This window comes from Nocardia sp. 852002-20019_SCH5090214 (genome assembly GCF_001665865.1).
Taxonomy (GTDB): Bacteria; Actinomycetota; Actinomycetes; order Mycobacteriales; family Mycobacteriaceae; genus Nocardia; species Nocardia nova.
Genome location: NZ_LZMK01000123.1, coordinates 89,035 through 105,303 on the forward strand (window position 1 = coordinate 89,035; position 16,269 = coordinate 105,303).

At 69.6% G+C, this 16,269-nt stretch carries 17 protein-coding genes; 5 read left to right on the plus strand and 12 right to left on the minus strand.

Features of this window, described 5'->3' with window-relative positions; all coding sequences use genetic code 11:
* Nucleotides 1-102 precede the first annotated feature (102 nt).
* A complete protein-coding gene (locus A5780_RS10595; RefSeq protein WP_146098616.1) occupies nt 103-612 on the plus strand; it encodes a hypothetical protein in 510 nt (169 codons plus the stop codon).
* Between the two features lie 111 nt (nt 613-723).
* Here the strand turns inward: A5780_RS10595 and A5780_RS10600 are convergent, their stop codons facing one another.
* The 5 genes from A5780_RS10600 to purN form a co-directional block, all read right to left on the minus strand.
* Nucleotides 724-1,098, minus strand: coding sequence for a cobalamin biosynthesis protein (locus A5780_RS10600; RefSeq protein WP_063910789.1), 375 nt, complete (start codon nt 1,096-1,098; stop codon nt 724-726).
* 112 nt (nt 1,099-1,210) lie between these two features.
* Entirely contained in the window at nt 1,211-2,839 is a 1,629-nt protein-coding gene (locus tag A5780_RS10605; RefSeq protein WP_064908320.1) for a cobyrinate a,c-diamide synthase, read from the minus strand.
* Between the two features lie 13 nt (nt 2,840-2,852).
* Nucleotides 2,853-3,467 (minus strand): cob(I)yrinic acid a,c-diamide adenosyltransferase, encoded by a 615-nt coding sequence (cobO, locus tag A5780_RS10610; protein WP_030513141.1) that lies wholly within the window; start codon nt 3,465-3,467, stop codon nt 2,853-2,855.
* Between the two features lie 117 nt (nt 3,468-3,584).
* Nucleotides 3,585-5,621, minus strand: a complete 2,037-nt coding sequence (locus A5780_RS10615) for a magnesium chelatase subunit D family protein (protein WP_231982912.1) — start codon at nt 5,619-5,621, stop codon at nt 3,585-3,587.
* 54 nt (nt 5,622-5,675) lie between these two features.
* Nucleotides 5,676-6,272, minus strand: coding sequence for a phosphoribosylglycinamide formyltransferase (gene purN, locus A5780_RS10620; RefSeq protein ID WP_064908322.1), 597 nt, complete (start codon nt 6,270-6,272; stop codon nt 5,676-5,678).
* Nucleotides 6,273-6,341: 69 nt separating this feature from the next.
* Between purN and A5780_RS10625 the strand changes: the two genes are divergently transcribed.
* A complete protein-coding gene (locus A5780_RS10625; protein ID WP_064908323.1) occupies nt 6,342-7,118 on the plus strand; it encodes an EI24 domain-containing protein in 777 nt (258 codons plus the stop codon).
* Nucleotides 7,119-7,193: 75 nt separating this feature from the next.
* On the opposite strand, the gene A5780_RS10630 is transcribed toward A5780_RS10625, so the two are convergent.
* Both A5780_RS10630 and mqo read right to left on the minus strand, forming a co-directional pair.
* Nucleotides 7,194-7,643 carry a GNAT family N-acetyltransferase gene (locus A5780_RS10630; RefSeq protein WP_030513138.1) on the minus strand — a complete coding sequence of 150 codons (450 nt, stop codon included), beginning with the start codon at nt 7,641-7,643 and terminating at the stop codon, nt 7,194-7,196.
* A gap of 21 nt (nt 7,644-7,664) precedes the next feature.
* Nucleotides 7,665-9,182 carry a malate dehydrogenase (quinone) gene (gene mqo, locus A5780_RS10635; RefSeq protein WP_064904040.1) on the minus strand — a complete coding sequence of 506 codons (1,518 nt, stop codon included), beginning with the start codon at nt 9,180-9,182 and terminating at the stop codon, nt 7,665-7,667.
* Nucleotides 9,183-9,373: 191 nt separating this feature from the next.
* Between mqo and A5780_RS10640 the strand changes: the two genes are divergently transcribed.
* Entirely contained in the window at nt 9,374-10,387 is a 1,014-nt protein-coding gene (locus tag A5780_RS10640) for an alpha/beta hydrolase (protein WP_227463058.1), read from the plus strand.
* Between the two features lie 88 nt (nt 10,388-10,475).
* On the opposite strand, the gene A5780_RS10645 is transcribed toward A5780_RS10640, so the two are convergent.
* The 5 genes from A5780_RS10645 to A5780_RS10665 all read right to left on the minus strand — a co-directional run bounded on the left by A5780_RS10645 (nt 10,476) and on the right by A5780_RS10665 (nt 15,022).
* Nucleotides 10,476-11,036, minus strand: coding sequence for a hypothetical protein (locus tag A5780_RS10645; protein WP_063014910.1), 561 nt, complete (start codon nt 11,034-11,036; stop codon nt 10,476-10,478).
* Nucleotides 11,037-11,178: 142 nt separating this feature from the next.
* Nucleotides 11,179-12,771, minus strand: a complete 1,593-nt coding sequence (locus A5780_RS10650) for a cobyric acid synthase (RefSeq protein WP_064908324.1) — start codon at nt 12,769-12,771, stop codon at nt 11,179-11,181.
* A 1-nt stretch (nt 12,772) separates the two neighbouring features.
* Nucleotides 12,773-13,636, minus strand: a complete 864-nt coding sequence (map, locus tag A5780_RS10655; protein WP_062962466.1) for a type I methionyl aminopeptidase — start codon at nt 13,634-13,636, stop codon at nt 12,773-12,775.
* Nucleotides 13,637-13,696: 60 nt separating this feature from the next.
* Nucleotides 13,697-14,128: a hypothetical protein gene (locus A5780_RS10660; RefSeq protein WP_030513131.1), complete on the minus strand. Its 432-nt coding sequence runs from the start codon at nt 14,126-14,128 to the stop codon at nt 13,697-13,699.
* Between the two features lie 279 nt (nt 14,129-14,407).
* On the minus strand, nt 14,408-15,022 hold the full coding sequence (locus A5780_RS10665) for a TetR/AcrR family transcriptional regulator (protein WP_064903965.1): 615 nt from the start codon (nt 15,020-15,022) through the stop codon (nt 14,408-14,410).
* Nucleotides 15,023-15,097: 75 nt separating this feature from the next.
* Between A5780_RS10665 and A5780_RS10670 the strand changes: the two genes are divergently transcribed.
* Both A5780_RS10670 and A5780_RS10675 read left to right on the plus strand, forming a co-directional pair.
* A complete protein-coding gene (locus A5780_RS10670) occupies nt 15,098-15,652 on the plus strand; it encodes a peroxiredoxin-like family protein (protein ID WP_064903963.1) in 555 nt (184 codons plus the stop codon).
* On the plus strand, nt 15,649-16,269 hold the full coding sequence (locus A5780_RS10675; RefSeq protein WP_063014923.1) for a YHS domain-containing protein: 621 nt from the start codon (nt 15,649-15,651) through the stop codon (nt 16,267-16,269). Before A5780_RS10670 ends, A5780_RS10675 begins: the two co-directional genes overlap by 4 nt.

Here is a 16,269-nt window from a genome sequence, read left to right on the forward strand (position 1 = left end):
CAACTCCGCGTGGCGTATCCGATGTGAGCGGGATCTCAGGTACCCTCCGACGGATCGACGCCGGGCCGTCGGCCCGGGACGGCACAGCGAGAGGCAGGCACGATGAGCGGATTCCGTGTTTCGCGTGGTTCCTCCCAGGTTTTCCCGGGCCCGGCGCTGTCTTCCGGGCGGGCGTGGCGCGCACGTACGCGTGCCGGGTTGGTCCTGGCCGCCGGTGCGCTGATGGGCGCGCTGCTTCCGGTCGTGGGAGCGGCCCCGGCCGGTGCGACGGTGGCGCCCACGATCTCGGTATCGATGTCCGGGTCGGCGCTGAGCCCGGTCAGCGGCGCGCTGGTGGGCTGCGCCCAGAACGCGGTGGCGACGGTACGCAACCCCGACGGCAGCCCCGTCACCCACGGCAACGTCGACTTCTTCAGTCACCTTTCCGGGATCAGCGGCAATATCGTCGGCACCGCGCCGGTGGTCAACGGGGTCGCCAGCATCGGCTGGGTGCCCGACCGGCCGGGCGAGCACGTCGTCAGCGCGGTGTACTACGACGGCCTGCCGGAACTGTCACCGGTCGCCGGATACACCATCGTCACGACGGCGGCCCTCGGCGGTGCCTGCGTGTAACGCACTTCCGGACAACAGCTTTCACGACCACTCGGCCGAATCCGCACCTTTGCGGATTCGGCCGAGCGTCGTCGGAGCCTGCTCGCGGGGCCGCAACGGCCGAGCCCGTGTTCACACTTGCTCGGCCACAGCGACCGTGATCGTGCCGACGACCGTCTTGGGCACGATCAGCCGCCCGCGCCCTCCCCAGCGGCGCCACGCGAGAAGCGCGGCCGCTTCGGCGACACTGGGCGTGCCGATCGCGACCGCCGCGCGGTGACCCGGATGGGGGACGTCGACCCGGGCCAGTTCGTCCGCACCGAATCCGATCACCGGCACCCCGAATGCGGCGGCAGCCGCGACGGTTCCCGGCTCCTCCGCCCGCCGATCGATCGTCGCCAGGCATCGAATCGTGCTGTTCCCCAGAACTTTCCGCACGGCCGCCACAATGGCTTCCGCTGTGGGATCCGGCCGCGCCCCCAAACCCACGACCACCGCCTCGCTCATCGGGGCCTCCTCGCCCGGCCGCCGCAATGATCGTCGACCCGCCCGGCACGCCGCGACGCCGGATACAGCGGTCCGCCGGCGGCTCGTTCGGCCGGGAACTCGCCCATCGCCGTCACACGCCGGCGTGCGCCGCGTCGAACTGTTCGCACATCGCGACGAAACGAACTGTGGCCGTGGGGTTCCCGGCGGGATGAGTGTGCAGATAGGACGCATGCACCTGGTGGGCCACCGCACCTTCCCGGACCGCGGCGTCGTCGGTGCGCCATCCCCAGGCGGGTGGGTGCGATCCCGTGCTGACCAGGCGGGTGCGGTGGAATTCGTGGCCGCGCACACGTTCTCCCGTGCGCCACAACACCGAATCGGCCAATGCCACCGCATCCCGGTAGCCGAGGGTCAGGCGCGGTCCGAATTCGGCGGTGGCATCGAGGACTCCGGCCATGCGGTGGCCGTCCAGCGAGCGGGTCAGATAGAGCAGGCCCGCGCATTCGGCATGAATCGGCATGCCTCGGGCGGCGGCCTCGGCGACCGCGGTCAGCAGTGGCGTATTCGCGGCCAGATCGGCGGCATGCTCCTCGGGGAAGCCACCGGGCAGGACCAAACCGCCTGTCCCCGGGGGCAATTGCTCGTGCAACGGATCGAAGACCGCGACCCGCGCTCCGGCCGCTGCCAGCAGTTCCCGATGTTCGGCGTAGCCGAAGGTGAACGCCGGGCCGCCCGCCATCGCGATGATCGGCGCGGGCTCTCGCACTCCGCCGCCCGAGGCGGACATCGGTATCGGCGTCTCCGGCTCGCCGGACTGTTGTTGCCCCGCCGTCTCCGCCGAGATCCGCGACGTGCCGATCGCAGGCGCCGAGCTGTCAGACCTGCCGACGGTACGCGCCGTGCTGTCAAAGGGCAGCGTTGATCCGGCGCGGCCGGTGTCCTCGCCCGGCTCCGGGCCGTCGAGGGCGGTCCGGCTTACGCCCGGACCCCGCCACTGTAGGTGTGGGGCCGCCGCCGCGACTTCGCCGATCGGATCCCACGCGGGCCCGTCCACGTCGGCCGCGGCCAGTCGCGCGACCGCGCCCACATCGATGTGCGCGCCGACCAGTTCGGTCATGGCCTCGACCGCCGCATGCGCCGCGGAGCCGTGCTCGACCGCCGGGACGAGCCCGAGATGCCGTGCGGGAACCGATAATTCGTCCATTCGCGGCAGTGCGCCCAGCACCGGAAGGCCGACCCGGGCGCAGGCGCCGCGCAGCACCTGTTCGTGGCGCGGACTGCCCACACGGTTGAGGATCACGCCGCCGAGCCGGATACCGCTGTCGTAGGTCGCGAAACCGTGCAGCAGGGCGGCCAGGCTCTGACTGTGGCCGCGCGCGTCGACGACCAGCAGCACCGGCGCGCCGAGCAGCGCGGCGACCTGCGCGGTCGAGCCCTCGGCGATGGGGGCGGGGTTCTCAGCGTCGATCCGGCCGTCGAACAGGCCCATCACGCCCTCGACCACGGCCACGTCGCAGCCCGCGCTGCCGTGCCGGTACAGCGGCACCACCCGCTCGGCACCGACGAGCACCGGATCCAGGTTGCGTCCCGGCCGCCCGGCCGCCAGGCCGTGATAGCCCGGATCGATGTAGTCGGGCCCCACCTTGAACGGCGCGACGCGATGTCCGGCGCGGCGCAGCGCTCCGATCAAACCGGTTGCCAGCGTGGTCTTTCCGCTGCCCGAGGCGGGCGCGGCGATCACCACGGCCGGAGTGGTCATCGGCCGGCCGCCGTCACCACTCGATACCTCGCTGGCCCTTGCGCCCGGCGTCCATCGGATGTTTCACCTTGCTCATCTCCGTGACCAGATCCGCCGCGTCGACCAGCGCCTGCGGTGCGTCGCGGCCGGTGATCACCACGTGCTGATTGCCGGGCCGGTTCCGCAGCGTCTCGACCACCTCGTCGACGTCCACCCATCCCCATTTCAGCGGATAGGTGAACTCGTCGAGCACGTAGAAGCGGTGCTGTTCGGCGGCCAGCCGGCGCGCGATCTCCCGCCAGCCGGCCAGGGCCGCCGCGGCATGGTCGTCCTCGCTGCCCTGTTTGCGGGTCCACGACCAGCCCTCGCCCATCTTGTGCCATTCCACCGGACCACCGGTGCCGGTCTCCTCGTGCAGCCGGCCCAGGGTGCGGAAGGCGGCCTCCTCGCCGACCTTCCACTTCGCGCTCTTCACGAACTGGAAGACCGCGATATCGAAACCCTGGTTCCAGGCCCGCAGCGCCATCCCGAACGCCGCGGTCGACTTTCCCTTGCCGGGCCCGGTGTGCACGGCGAGCACCGGCTGATTACGCCGCTGGCGAGTGGTCAGCCCGTCGTCGGGAATCGTCTCCGGAACGCCCTTCGGCATCGCTGCATCCTCCTGGTCGAGCACCTACGCATCACATTCCCACATCCGCGCACCCGCCCGGCCGCGCGGGTCCGGCCGTGCCACGATCGGAACGGTCGCCGATGGTGGCACGAGCGTTCACGCCGCCAGGTGATGCGGCAATCCGGACTTCACCGCGGCGGCGACCGAATCGCCGGTGAGCTCGCCGAGGCGCAGGTAGCTGGCGCGCAACTCCCTGGCGAACTCGGCGGCCAGACCCAGCCGGACCATGCCGCCTTCACAGTCCACGACCACGCCGGCCACGCCGTCGCGGGCCAGCAGGCGGGCGGCCGCACGGGCCCGCGGGATCGGGTCGGCACCGCCGGTGGCGCGGCCGTCGGTGAGCAGCACGACCATCGCGCGGCGCTGCGGATCGCGGACGTGTTCGCGGGCCACCACCTCGCGCGCCTTCAGCAATCCTTGTGCCAGTGGGGTTTTGCCGCCGGTGCGCAGGCCGGCGAGGCGGCGCACCGCGATATCCACCGAGGAGGTCGGCGGCAGCACCAGCTCGGCCTCGCTGCCGCGCACGGTGATCACGGCGACCTTGTCGCGGCGCTGATAGGCGTCGCGCAGCAGAGCGACCACCGCTCCGGTGACGGCCGAGAGGCGGTCGCGGGCGGCCATCGATCCGGAGGCGTCGACGACGAACACCACCAGATTGCCTTCGCGCCCTTCGCGATACGCGCCACGCAGATCGGTCGCCTCGAGTGTCAGCGGGCCCTCGACGCGGCCGCGGGCATGCTGATGCGGCGCGGCGGCGAACAGCGTGCCCAGCAGATGCAGGCCCGCGGAGGTGTCGGTGACCGATCGCACCACCCGGCCGTGCCGGGTGTGGGCGCGTGATCGGCGCCCGGGAGCACCCTCCCCGACTCCCGGAATCTCCCAGTGCGGCGGGCGGGCAGCGGATTTCGCCGGCGCCCCCGCACTGCCCTCGCGGGCGCCACCGCGCGGGCCGCCGCCCGGTGAGTCGGGGCCGTCGTCGTCGGGTCCCCGGTCGTCGGGGCCGCCGTCGGAACCGTTGTTCTCGGGGCCTGCGTCGGTGTCCGTATCGCCCTCGAACTCACGCTCGAGGTCGCTGTCCGAATCGGCTGCGCCGCTCGCAGATTCGTTCTCCGCACGGCTGTGCTCGGAGCGGGCCCGCTCGGCCTCCTGTTCGGCTTCCCGCATGGCGTCGTCGAGTTGTTCGTCGGTGATGCCCGGTTCGTCGAACGGATCGCGCCGGCGGCGATGCGGCAGCGCCAGTTCCGCGGCGATCCGCACGTCTTCGGCTGTCACGCAGTCACTTCCGCGCCAGGCGGCGTGGGCCGTCGCGGTCCGCGCCACCACCAGATCCGCGCGCATGCCGTCGACGTCGAAGGAGGCGCACAGTGCGGCGATCCGGCGCAGTTCGATATCGTCGAGCGCCACCTCGGCGAGGCGTTCGCGGGCGGCGAGAATGCGCTCGGCGACATCGCGATCGGCCGCGGCGTAGGCGGCGGCGAAGCCGTCGGGATCGGCCTCGTAATCGAGCCGGCGGCGCACCACCGCCATCCGCACGTCCACATCGCGCGAGGCCGCGACGTCGACGGTGAGGCCGAACCGGTCCAGCAGCTGCGGGCGGAGTTCGCCCTCCTCCGGATTCATGGTGCCGACCAGGACGAACCGGGCCGGATGCGAATGCGACACGCCGTCACGTTCGATATGCACCCGTCCCATCGCCGCCGCGTCGAGCAGGACGTCGACCAGATGGTCGTGCAGGAGATTCACTTCGTCGACGTACAACACACCGTGATGGGCCGCCGCCAGCAGTCCCGGCCGGAATGCCTGCTCCCCGTCGCGCAGCACTCGCTCCAGATCCAGCGATCCCACGACACGGTCCTCGGTCGCACCCACCGGCAACTCCACCAGGCGGGCCGGCCGCGGCCCACCCTCGTCGGTCACCGGCGGCAACAACTGCGCCAGCGCCCGCACCACGGTCGATTTCGCGGTCCCCTTCTCTCCGCGCACCAGCACCCCGCCGATCCCCGGATGCACGGCGCACAGAATCAGCGCCAGCTGCAGCTGCTCCTGCCCCACCACCGCCGAGAACGGAAACCCCGCTTCACCGTCACGATGCGCGGACACGGCCGATGCGGATTCACCTCGGAAATCGGACACGCCCCCACTGTATGCGCGCCCCATTCCGCCCCCGCACCGGGCTGCCCTGTCGCGCTACAGCCGCCGCCCCGCCGCGATCTGCCGCACCACCAGTGGCAACACCACATGTTCGGCCTCGAGCACCCGCGCGGCCAAGGTCTCGGCTGTGTCGTCCGCTAATACCGGAACCTCCCGATGCGCGATCACCCGCCCGGTGTCGTAGTCGCCGTCGACCAGATGCACCGTCGGCCCGGTGACCGCGACGCCCGACGCCAGCACCGCTTCGTGCACGCGCAGGCCGAACATGCCGATGCCACCGAATCGCGGTAAGGGCGCCGGGTGGATGTTGAGGATGCGGGAATCGAATTGCCGGCGCGTGCGCGGGCCGAGCTTCTTCATATAACCCGCGGTCACCACCCACTCGGTCGCGTGCGCCACCAGAGCGGCACGGATGGCATCGTCCAATGCGTCGGGGTCGGGATGGGTCGCGCCCGAGAGATGCCGGGTCGGAATGCGATTCGCGCGGGCGTAGGCCAGACCCGCTGCTCCGCTGTTGTTGCCGATGACGACCGCGATCTCGAAGCGCGCGCCGGGCTCGAGGGAGGACCGGTGGAGGGCGCGCAGATTCGAGCCGTTGTGTGAGACGAGCACGCCGACTCGAAGATTGCGCACACCTCGCAGTTTCCCACAGCCGCACGAGGGGTTTCGGCGAACTGCCCACCCGCCGAATACGCTGGGCGGGTGCGGGATGTGGTGCGGGGCTTCGGATATCTGGTGCGGGGGCAGCGGTGGGCCGCGGCGCATCGGCGGGAGCTGGGGCTGGGGTTGCTGCCGGGGGTGATCTCGATGGCGCTGTATCTGGGATTGCTGGTGGCGCTGGTGTGGTTCGCGGGGGATCTGGTGGCGTGGGCGACGCCGTTCGCGGCGCACTGGACGTCGCCGTGGCCCGGACTGCTGCGCGGCGGCCTCGCCGTGCTGCTGGTGCTGCTCGGGATGTTCCTGGCGGTGATCACGTTCACCGCGGTGACGCTGGTGATCGGCCAGCCGTTCTACGAGGCCCTGTCGGAACGGGTGGATCGGTCGCTGTCGGCCGACGGCCTGGCGCCGGAATCGGGACTGCCGCCGTGGCGCGAGGTGTGGATCGGGGTCCGCGACGGGGTGCGCATTCTGATCCGGGCGGCGGTGTGGGGCGTGGTGCTGTTCTGCGCCGGATTCCTGCCGGTCGTGGGGCAGACGGTGATCCCGGTACTCGGAGTCTGCGTGGCCGGGTTCTTCCTGGCTCAGGAACTGACCGCGGTCGCGATGCTGCGCCGCGGAATCGAGCTGCGCGAACATCTCACGATGCTGCGGTCACATCGAATGCTCGTGTGGGGCTTCGGCATTCCGCTGGCGGCCGCATTCCTCGTGCCGTTCGTGGCCGTCGTCCTCATGCCGGGCGCGGTCGCCGGCGCCACGATGCTCGCCCGCGAATTGTGCGGTGCGGACAGCGATCCGGCGCCGAATCCGTTGCGCGACTGACTTTCCCGCGACACGAGAGGGCCCCGCACCCGACGAAGGGGTACGGGGCCGAAATCTCCGTGGTGGATTCGCCACTCAGCCCCGGCGCATGGGGATGTGCGCGATCCCGTCCTCCTCGTACTCCTCGCCGTCGGGCTTGAACCCGTGCTTGGTGTAGAGGTCGACCAGATAGGTCTGGGCGTTCAAACGCACTGTCGCCGAACCGGCTTCGGCGATGGCGGCCTGCAGGACCCGGGTGGTGTAGCCGTGACCGCGCGCCTCGGGAGTGGTGCACAGCCGGCCGATGCGGAACGACTTCACGCCGTTGTTGTGCTCCTCCAGCAGCCGCAGGGTGCAGATGATCTCACCCTCGTCGTCGAGCCAGAAGTGGCGTGTCTCGGGGAGCAGATCGAGCCCGTCCAGTTCCGGATAAGCGCATTTCTGCTCCACGACGAACACTTCGACGCGCAGTTTCAACAGCTTGTACAGCGTCGCGGTATCGAGATCCGCGGCCCACGACCGTTTGAGCGCAACCGTTGACATCATCGCGTCTTGCTATCACATGATTCAGCTGTGCGCGACCCCTACGGCGATCGGCGTGTTGTCGACCCGGCCGCTGCCGTTGAGATGAAGTGCCTTGGTGGACCAGTCCCACACCTCGTGGAACAGCGCTTGGTTCTCCGACAGCTTCACACCCAGCGACGGCACCATTTCCTTGAGTTTCGGTGTCCAGTCGGCGTATTCGCCCGGGAAGCAGCGCTGCAACACGTCGATCATCGCGCTGACACAGGTGGAGGCGCCGGGCGAGGCGCCGAGCAGTCCGGCGATGGAGCCGTCACCGGCGGTGATCACCGCGGTGCCGAGCTCCAGCACGCCGCCGACGCCCTTGCGCCGGATGATCTGCACGCGCTGACCGGCGGTGATCAGCTCCCAGTCGTGGCCGTCGGCGCGCGGGATGAACTCCTCCATGGTGTTCACCTTGCCCGACGGCGACTTCAGCAGTTCGCTGACCAGGTACTTGACCAGGCCGAGTTCGGTGACGCCGACACCCAGCATCGGGGTGACGTTGCCGGCCCGCACCGACTTGAGCAGGTCGCTGAACTTGCCGTCCTTGAGGAACTTCGGGGTCCAGCCGGCATAGGGGCCGAACAGCAGGCCCGGCTTGCCGTTGATGACCCGAGTGTCCAAGTGCGGCACCGACATCGGCGGCGCGCCGACGGCGGCCTTGCCGTAGACCTTGGCGTCGTGCTGGGCGATGAGCTCGGGGTTGGTGCAGCGCAGGAACTGGCCGCTGACCGGGAATCCGGCGAAGCCCTGGATCTCCTTGATGCCGGCCTTCTGCAGCAGCGGCAGCGCATACCCGCCCGCGCCGACGAAGACGAATTTGGCGTTGATCGTGCGCGAGGTGCGGGTGCGGGTGTTGCGGACCTTGACCGTCCAGCTGCCGTCGGACTGCTTGGACAGGTTGCGCACCTCGTTGCCGAACGCGATCTCCACGCCCGAGGAACCGAGGTAGGCCAGCAGCTGCTTGGTCAGCGATCCGAAGTCGATATCGGTACCGGTCTGGGTCCAGTTCAGCGCGACCGGCTCGGAGAAGTCGCGACCCCGGGCCATCAGCGGCAGGCGCCGGGTGAACTCGTCCGGGCTGTCGATGAATTCCATGCCCTCGAACAGCGGGTGCCGGGCCAGCGCCGCGTGGCGCTTGCGCAGATACTCCACGCCGTCGGCGCCGTGGCAGAAGCTCACGTGCGGAATGGGATTGATGAAGCCGGAGGGGTCGGCGAGCACGCCGTTCTCGGCGCCGTAGGCCCAGAACTGGCGCGACACCTGGAAGCGCTCGTTGATATCGATCGCCTTGGTGATGTCGACCGAACCGTCGGCGGCCTGCGGCGTGTAGTTCAGCTCGCACAGCGCCGAGTGGCCGGTGCCCGCGTTGTTCCACGGGTCGCTGCTCTCGGGCGCGGCCGCGTCCAGCCGCTCGAACATGGTGATCGACCAGTCGGGCTGCAACTGGCGAAGCAGTGCACCCAGGGTGGCACTCATGATGCCGGCACCGATGAGGACTACATCGGTCTTTTCAGTCATCGCAGCGTTCGGCACGGGGTGATCGACTTCCTTGTCCAGCGCGGGCACTTGGTGGGCGGGTAATGAGGTTACCCGCCGTTCACTTCAACTTGATTCTGCCCCTCACCATGCCCGTTTCCGAAACCCTCACACATGCACCTTCGGCACGGCTCGCCGTGCAGGCCCCTGAGCGGGTCGAATATCGTGAAGCTGTGACGAACGAGACGCCGCTGGCCCCGTCGACCACCCACGCCTGGCAGCCCGATGTCCTGGGCGAGGGATATCGGCAGCTGACCATCCCACTCGGCCCCGATCCCGACGGTGAGGGGGTCGTCGAGGCCACCCTGGTCCGCCACGAGCCCGACATCGCCGAGCCGGCCGCCGGCGCCGTGCTGTACGTGCACGGTTTCACCGACTACTTCTTCCAGAAGCACCTCGCCGAGCACATGAGTGCGCGCGGCTACCGCTTCTACGCCCTCGACCTGCGCAAGTGCGGGCGCTCCCGACGCCCCGGGCAGACCGCGCACTACGTCAGCGACCTGCGGCTCTACGACGCGGAACTGGACCGCGCGGTCGAGATCGTGCGCGAGGAGACCGGGTTGCCGGTGCTGCTGATGGCTCACTCCACCGGCGGTCTGGTGCTGCCGCTGTGGCTGAACCGCCGCGACGCCGCCGCCCAAGACATCACCGGCCTGGTGCTCAACAGCCCGTGGTTCGATCTGCAGGGCCCGGCTTACTACCGCCACATCGGCACCGCCGTGATCGGCGGTGTCGGCCGGTTGCGCGCGATGACACGCCTGCCCGGCGGTGAGCTGAGCACCTACGGCGACAGCCTGCACACCAGCGTCTCCGGCGAATGGGACTACAACCTGGATTGGAAGCCGCTGGGCGGGTTCCCGGTCCATCTGGGCTGGTTGCGCGCCATCCGCAGGGGTCACGCGGAACTGCATCACGGACTCGACGTCGGCGTTCCGGCGCTGATCCTGCGGTCGAAGGTGACGAAGTTCATGCGCGAGTACGGCCCCGCCGCCGATGTGTCGGATGTGGTGCTCGACGTTCGCCAGATTCAGCGCTGGTCGGGATGTCTCGGCGGCCGCACGAACATCGTGCCGATCGAGGGCGCCCGCCACGACGTGTTCCTGTCGGCGCCGGAGGTGCGCGCGCACGCGTTCACCGAACTGGACGCCTGGCTGGGCTGGTTGCGGGATTTCCGCGGCGCACACTGAATCACGTTGCCGCGCAGGGTGTTCGCCGATGCGTGCCGTACCGGCGGCGTCGGCGGCACCTTTGACGGGTGCTATCGCGAGCCGGCGCTCACCACAGACCGGAGCGCAGCACGATCTCGGTGGCGAATTCGTGATCGGCCTTGATCGGCACATCGGCGGTGTCGACCTGGGTGACGCGGAATTCGCCGAAGACGTGGCGACCGCAGGAATCGGCGACCGCGCGCGGCAGGTCCTCGGTGGCGATGACGGTGGTGGGCAGTTCCACGGCGGGGCAGGTGGCATCGGCGGCGGTCCCGTCCACGGCGACGGCCGGATGCGGCCGCCCGGCCACCACCAGTCCGACGAAGCGGCCGAAGCCGCGCGCGCCCAGCTGCCAGGCCAGTTCCGCGCCCGCGCCGTACCCGGCCAGGTTGGCCCAGGCCACGCCGAGATCGTCGAGGATCGCATACACCGCGGCCTTGTCCAGGCCGTCGATCGACTCCACCGTGATGGTGCGCAGATCGGAATTGTGCAGTCGCTCGCACACCTGGTCGTAGACGTCGGCCGGAGCTCCGGCGTCGGGTAGCAGCAGCACCGTATGCCTGGACTCCGGCCCGCCGACTCGTACGGTCCAGGCGCGGTCACCGACCGCGATTTGCCGGGTCTCCATGCCGATCCACGCTACACGGGAGCGGGCGGGCGCACGCCATGTCCTCGGCCACGTTCCCGGCCGGTGATGACTCGGATCGCAGCGCTGTGAGGTGGGTGGAGCGAGTCTGGATTCGGCCCGCGGGCACACCCGGCGGCCGTGCTCAGCGGCCCAGGGTCACCGAGGGCAGACCCGCCGGCGCCCCGCCGCTGATCAGCCGCTCGAGAGCCGCGACGTCGAGGTGTTTCTCGATGAGGTCGGCGAGCAGGTCCAATTGCGCGGTCCGCACCGCCTCCACACTCGTGTCCGGCGCGACGGCGAATCCGGTGCGCCCGGCCTGCTCGGCGGCCTCGCGCAACCAGGCGCGGCGGAACTGGTCGGATTCGAGCAGTCCGTGCAGGTGAGTGCCCCGTACCGCACCGCGCACACTGCCTTCGGCGACGCCGCCGCGGTCGTCGTCCGAGGCGGCTCCGGCTACCTCGACCCAGGCCGGATCGCCGCTGCGCCGGACGCGGCCGTGGTGAATCTCGTAGCCCGACAAGGACATTCCGGCCACCGCGCCGCCGGTGGTCGCGCCCCGGCCGGCGCTGCGGCGCAGGACCTTGGGTTCGGCGAACTCGATATCGAGGTCGAGCAGCCCGAGGCCCGCGACCTGCCCGGCCGAGGACTCGACCTCGTCGTCGATGCGGCGACCCAGCATCTGATATCCGCCGCAGATCCCGAGGACCGGCTTGCCCGCCGCGGCGTGCGCGCACACTGCATCGGCGATTCCGGTGCGGCGCAACCAGTTCAGGTCCGAGACCGTGGATTTGCTGCCGGGCACGACGACGACGTCGATTCCGGCCAAGCGCGACGGATCGCTCACCCAGCGCACCGAAACCCCCGGCTCGCACGCCAGGGCCTCGATATCGGTGGAATTGGAGATGCGCGGCAGTCGGATGGCGCCGACGGTCAGCCATTCGGTGCCCACCGGCGGGCGAGGCCGGCCGACCGGGGCGTCGGCGACGGTGCCCAGAGAGTCCTCCGCGTCGATCCACAGCTCGTCGCTGAAGGGCAGGACACCGAGCGTCGGGCGGCCGGTGAGCGCGGTCAGCTGCTCCAGGCCCGGGCGCAGCAACTCCACGTCGCCGCGGAACTTGTTGACGATGTAGCCCGAGATCAGCTGCTGATCCTCGGGGTCGAGGATCGCCACGGTGCCGAACAGATGTGCCAGCACCCCGCCGCGGTCGATATCGCCCACCAGCAGCACCGGCAGCTCCGCCGCGCGCGCGAGACCCATATTCGCCAGATCCGTTGCGCGCAAATTGATCTCGGCGGGCGAGCCGGCGCCCTCGCAGATCACGACATCGAAGTCGGCGCGCAGGGCGGCCAGTTCCCCGGCGACCACCTCGCGCAACCGACGCCGGTGCCGGAAATAATCGCGGGCTCCCACGGTGTCGACGGCGATGCCCCGCACCACCAGTTGCGAGCGGCGATCGCTGCCGGGTTTGAGCAGGACCGGATTGAACCGCACGCTGGGTTCGAGTCCGCAGGCGCGCGCCTGCAATGCCTGCGCCCGGCCGATCTCGCCCCCGTCCAGGGTGACGACCGAATTGTTGGACATGTTCTGCGCCTTGAACGGCGCCACCCGCACGCCGCGCCGCGCCAGCATGCGGCAGATCCCGGCCACCACCACGCTTTTGCCGGCATCGGAGGTGGTGCCGGCGACCAACAGCGCGCCGTTCACCGCATCACCGCGACGGCCACACCCGCGCATCTCATGGGAGCGTGAGGATTTCGGCGCCTTCCTCGGTCACGACCAGCGTGTGCTCGAATTGCGCGGTCCACTTGCGGTCCTTGGTGACCACGGTCCAGCCGTCGTCCCAGATCTCGTAATCGATACCGCCGAGGTTGATCATCGGCTCGATGGTGAAGGTCATGCCCGGCTCGATGACCGACTCGATGGCGGGCTGGTCGTAGTGCAGGATCACCAGGCCGCTGTGGAAGGTGGGGCCCACGCCGTGGCCGGTGAAGTCGCGGACCACGCCGTAGCCGAAACGGTTCGCATACGACTCGATGACGCGCCCGATCACGTTCAGCGCCCGCCCCGGTCGCACCGCCTTGATGGCCCGCATGGTGGCCTCGTGGGTGCGCTCCACCAGCAGCCGGGCCTCCTCGTCGACGTCACCGGCGAGAAAGGTGGCGTTGGTATCGCCGTGCACACCGTTGATGTAGGCCGTGACGTCGATATTGACGATGTCGCCGTCCTCGATGACGGTGGAGTCCGGAATGCCGTGGCAGATCACCTCGTTCAGCGAGGTGCAGCAGGATTTGGGGAAGCCCTTGTAACCCAGCGTCGACGGGTAGGCGCCGTGGTCGCAGAGATATTCGTGCACGACCGCGTCGAGGTGATCGGTGGTGACGCCCGGGGCGACGGCTTTACCGGCCTCCTGCAGCGCCTGGGCGGCCAGTTTGCTCGCCAGCCGCATCTTCTCGATGGTCTCCGGCGTCTGCACCCACGGCTCGCGACCCTCGTTGACGGTCTTCTTCCAGGCGTACTCCGGCCGCTCGATCGAGCGCGGCACCTCGCGGACGGGCGAGAGCGTTCCGGGGACGAGCGGCTTGCGGGTGCGCACAGACATGCATTCAGACTATCCGCCCCCGGAGGCGCCCACGGCGGCGACGCCCGCTGTGCGCTGCGGTTACCGGGCGGGCGGCGTGGCGACGCCGCTGACGAGGTCGGTGTAGCCGTCGACCAGTTCGGCGAGGTGGTACCAGTGCTTATGGGTGGTGTCGCTGCGGGCGCCGTCACGGTCGATGGCGCGGTTGGCGGCGACCCAGCTGCCGGCCATGCGATCGACCATCGGCCCGAGGACATCGGTGCGCAGCGCGACGCCGGTGCGATAGCCCGGCAGTTCGCGTTCGACCCATTCGTTGATGTCGTCGATGAGTTCACCGCGGCGGCAGTCGATTTCCGCGATGAGAATCGGGTCGGCGATCTGCGCGCGCCGGGTGTGCAGCTCGGCCAGCGCCCGGGCGGATCGCAACAGTTCGCGGTCCTGGAATCGCCGACCTTGGAAGGCGCACAACAATTGCGGGGCTGCTGGTAACGCACTGGCAATCGAAGTCGTCATCGTCGCACCGTCATCACTGATCTCCGGATTTCGCTCGTCCGTAGTTCGGATCGAATGTGGCGAATCTAAGGGTAGATCGGATTCTGCTCTTGCATATGCAAGAACGCAAGATTGCGTCTGCATTGCCGGAATCACGGTGTGGTCACAGTCTTCCCGAACAAGGATACGCCTGCGACGTGCGGTGATGTCTCGAGAACGACTGTGCCGGCAATCATTTCACGGGACTGCCGTGGGTGGCCGGAACCCGCGACGGCGCGTCGGCGAGCTCCCGCGGCCCGCTCAGTGCGGCGCTAAACCACGCAAAACGATCTCCATACCTTCTCGAAATTCCTCCTCGGCCGAGATTTCTCGGGCCTGCGTGGCGGTTTCGATGAGGTAGGGATAGTCGGCCGAGGGCAGCGACGCGATCGCCGCGGTACCGGCCCCGCCGATCGCCGCATAGTGTTCGTTCTCCAGACAGCCGAGCAGGAAGGCCACCAGCGTCCGCTGAGCTATCACTCGCTCCCGCCCCGTGAAGCCGCCGGCGGTGAGGGCGGCGAGGGTGGCGTCCATCCAGCGCAGTGCGGCCGGACTCGCGTGCCGATGCCGCGGCACCAGCGGAGCCGTCGCCGGGTGCGCCGCGACCGCCGCCCGCATCCGCTCGAGCAGTAACGCCAGTTGCGCCCGCCACGGCGCATCGACGGGGGTGGACACGTCGACCTCACCGAGCACCCGATCGACGATCAGCACTTCGAGGGCCTCACGGTCGGCGACGTAGCGGTACAGCGCCATGGTGGCCATGCCCAATTCGGCGGCCACCGCACGCATCGTCAGCCCGGGCAGACCCGCGCGGTCGATGACCGCCAGGGCTGCCGCCGACAGGTCCGCGGTGGTCAGCGAGCGAGGACGGGGCACGGATTGACAGCGTACAAGATACGCGCATACTGGGTCGTAGGCGTACGAGGTACACCTACGTAGTGAGGAGCATTCATGTCGCCACCCACCACCGTCGCGAGCCGGACCCTGACCGCGGTCACCGGCACCGAGATTCCCGTCCCGGATCCCGACCGCCTGATCCACCTGCAATTCCGCCGGTTCGCCGGATGTCCCATCTGTCACCGGCATCTGCGCAGCTTCGTCACCCGACACGCCGAGATCGCCGCCGCCGGCATCCGCGAGGTCGCCGTATTCCATTCCCCGGCGGACGAATTGACCGACTACGCCGCCGATATCCCGCTGGAGCTGATCGCCGATCCGGACAAGGCGCTGTATCGCGAATTCGGTGTGGAATCCGCACCTCGCGCACTGCTGCATCCGCGGGCGTGGCCGGGTATCGCACTGGCGGTCGGGGGCGCCGTCGGCCCGATGGCACGCGGCGAACAACCCACGCCCCGCGGCACGCCGCAGGGCGGTCGCCTCGGCCTGCCCGCCGACTTCCTCATCGCCTCCGACGGCTCCATCGCCGCCGCCCATTACGGCTCACACGCCGACGACCAGTGGTCGGTCGACGAATTGCTCTCCTACGCAAAGGAATTCCGCTCATGATGACCATCGAACTGTTCGTCTCCGGGTCCACACCGACGCGCGAGCGCCGCGCCGCCCTGGCCGAACGCATCCTGCACGCCCTGACCACCGGCGAATCCGCACCCGAGCAGGTCCTCGCTCGCGCCCGGGAGTTGACCCACGTGCTGATCCACACGCCGGAGGTGTGGGCGACCGGCGGTCCCGATCCCTCGACCGCACCGCGTTATCTGGCCCGCGTGACGGTGCCCGGGTCCTGGAGCAACACGGAAGGATTCGGCGCGCACCTGATCGCGGCGATCACCGAGGCCGTCGCCGCGACCGAACCGGATCCGGACCGGCTGTCCCGGGACCCGCATTGCCTGGTGCAGATCATCGGCCTGCGCGAGGGCAATGTCGGCACGCTGGGACATGCCACCTCCGGAACCGAGATCACCCGGCTGATCACCCAGGACTACCACCCGGCCGAGGATCACCGGGACGTGCCCGACGGCCATGTGATCGATCCGGTGTGCGGTATGACCGTGGAGTGGGCGACCGCGCGCTTCACCCTGACGCACGACGGTGTCGACTACGCCTTCTGCGCGCCGGGCTGCCGGAAGGCCTTCGCCGAGGAGCATTCGATCACCGCAGGCGGCTGA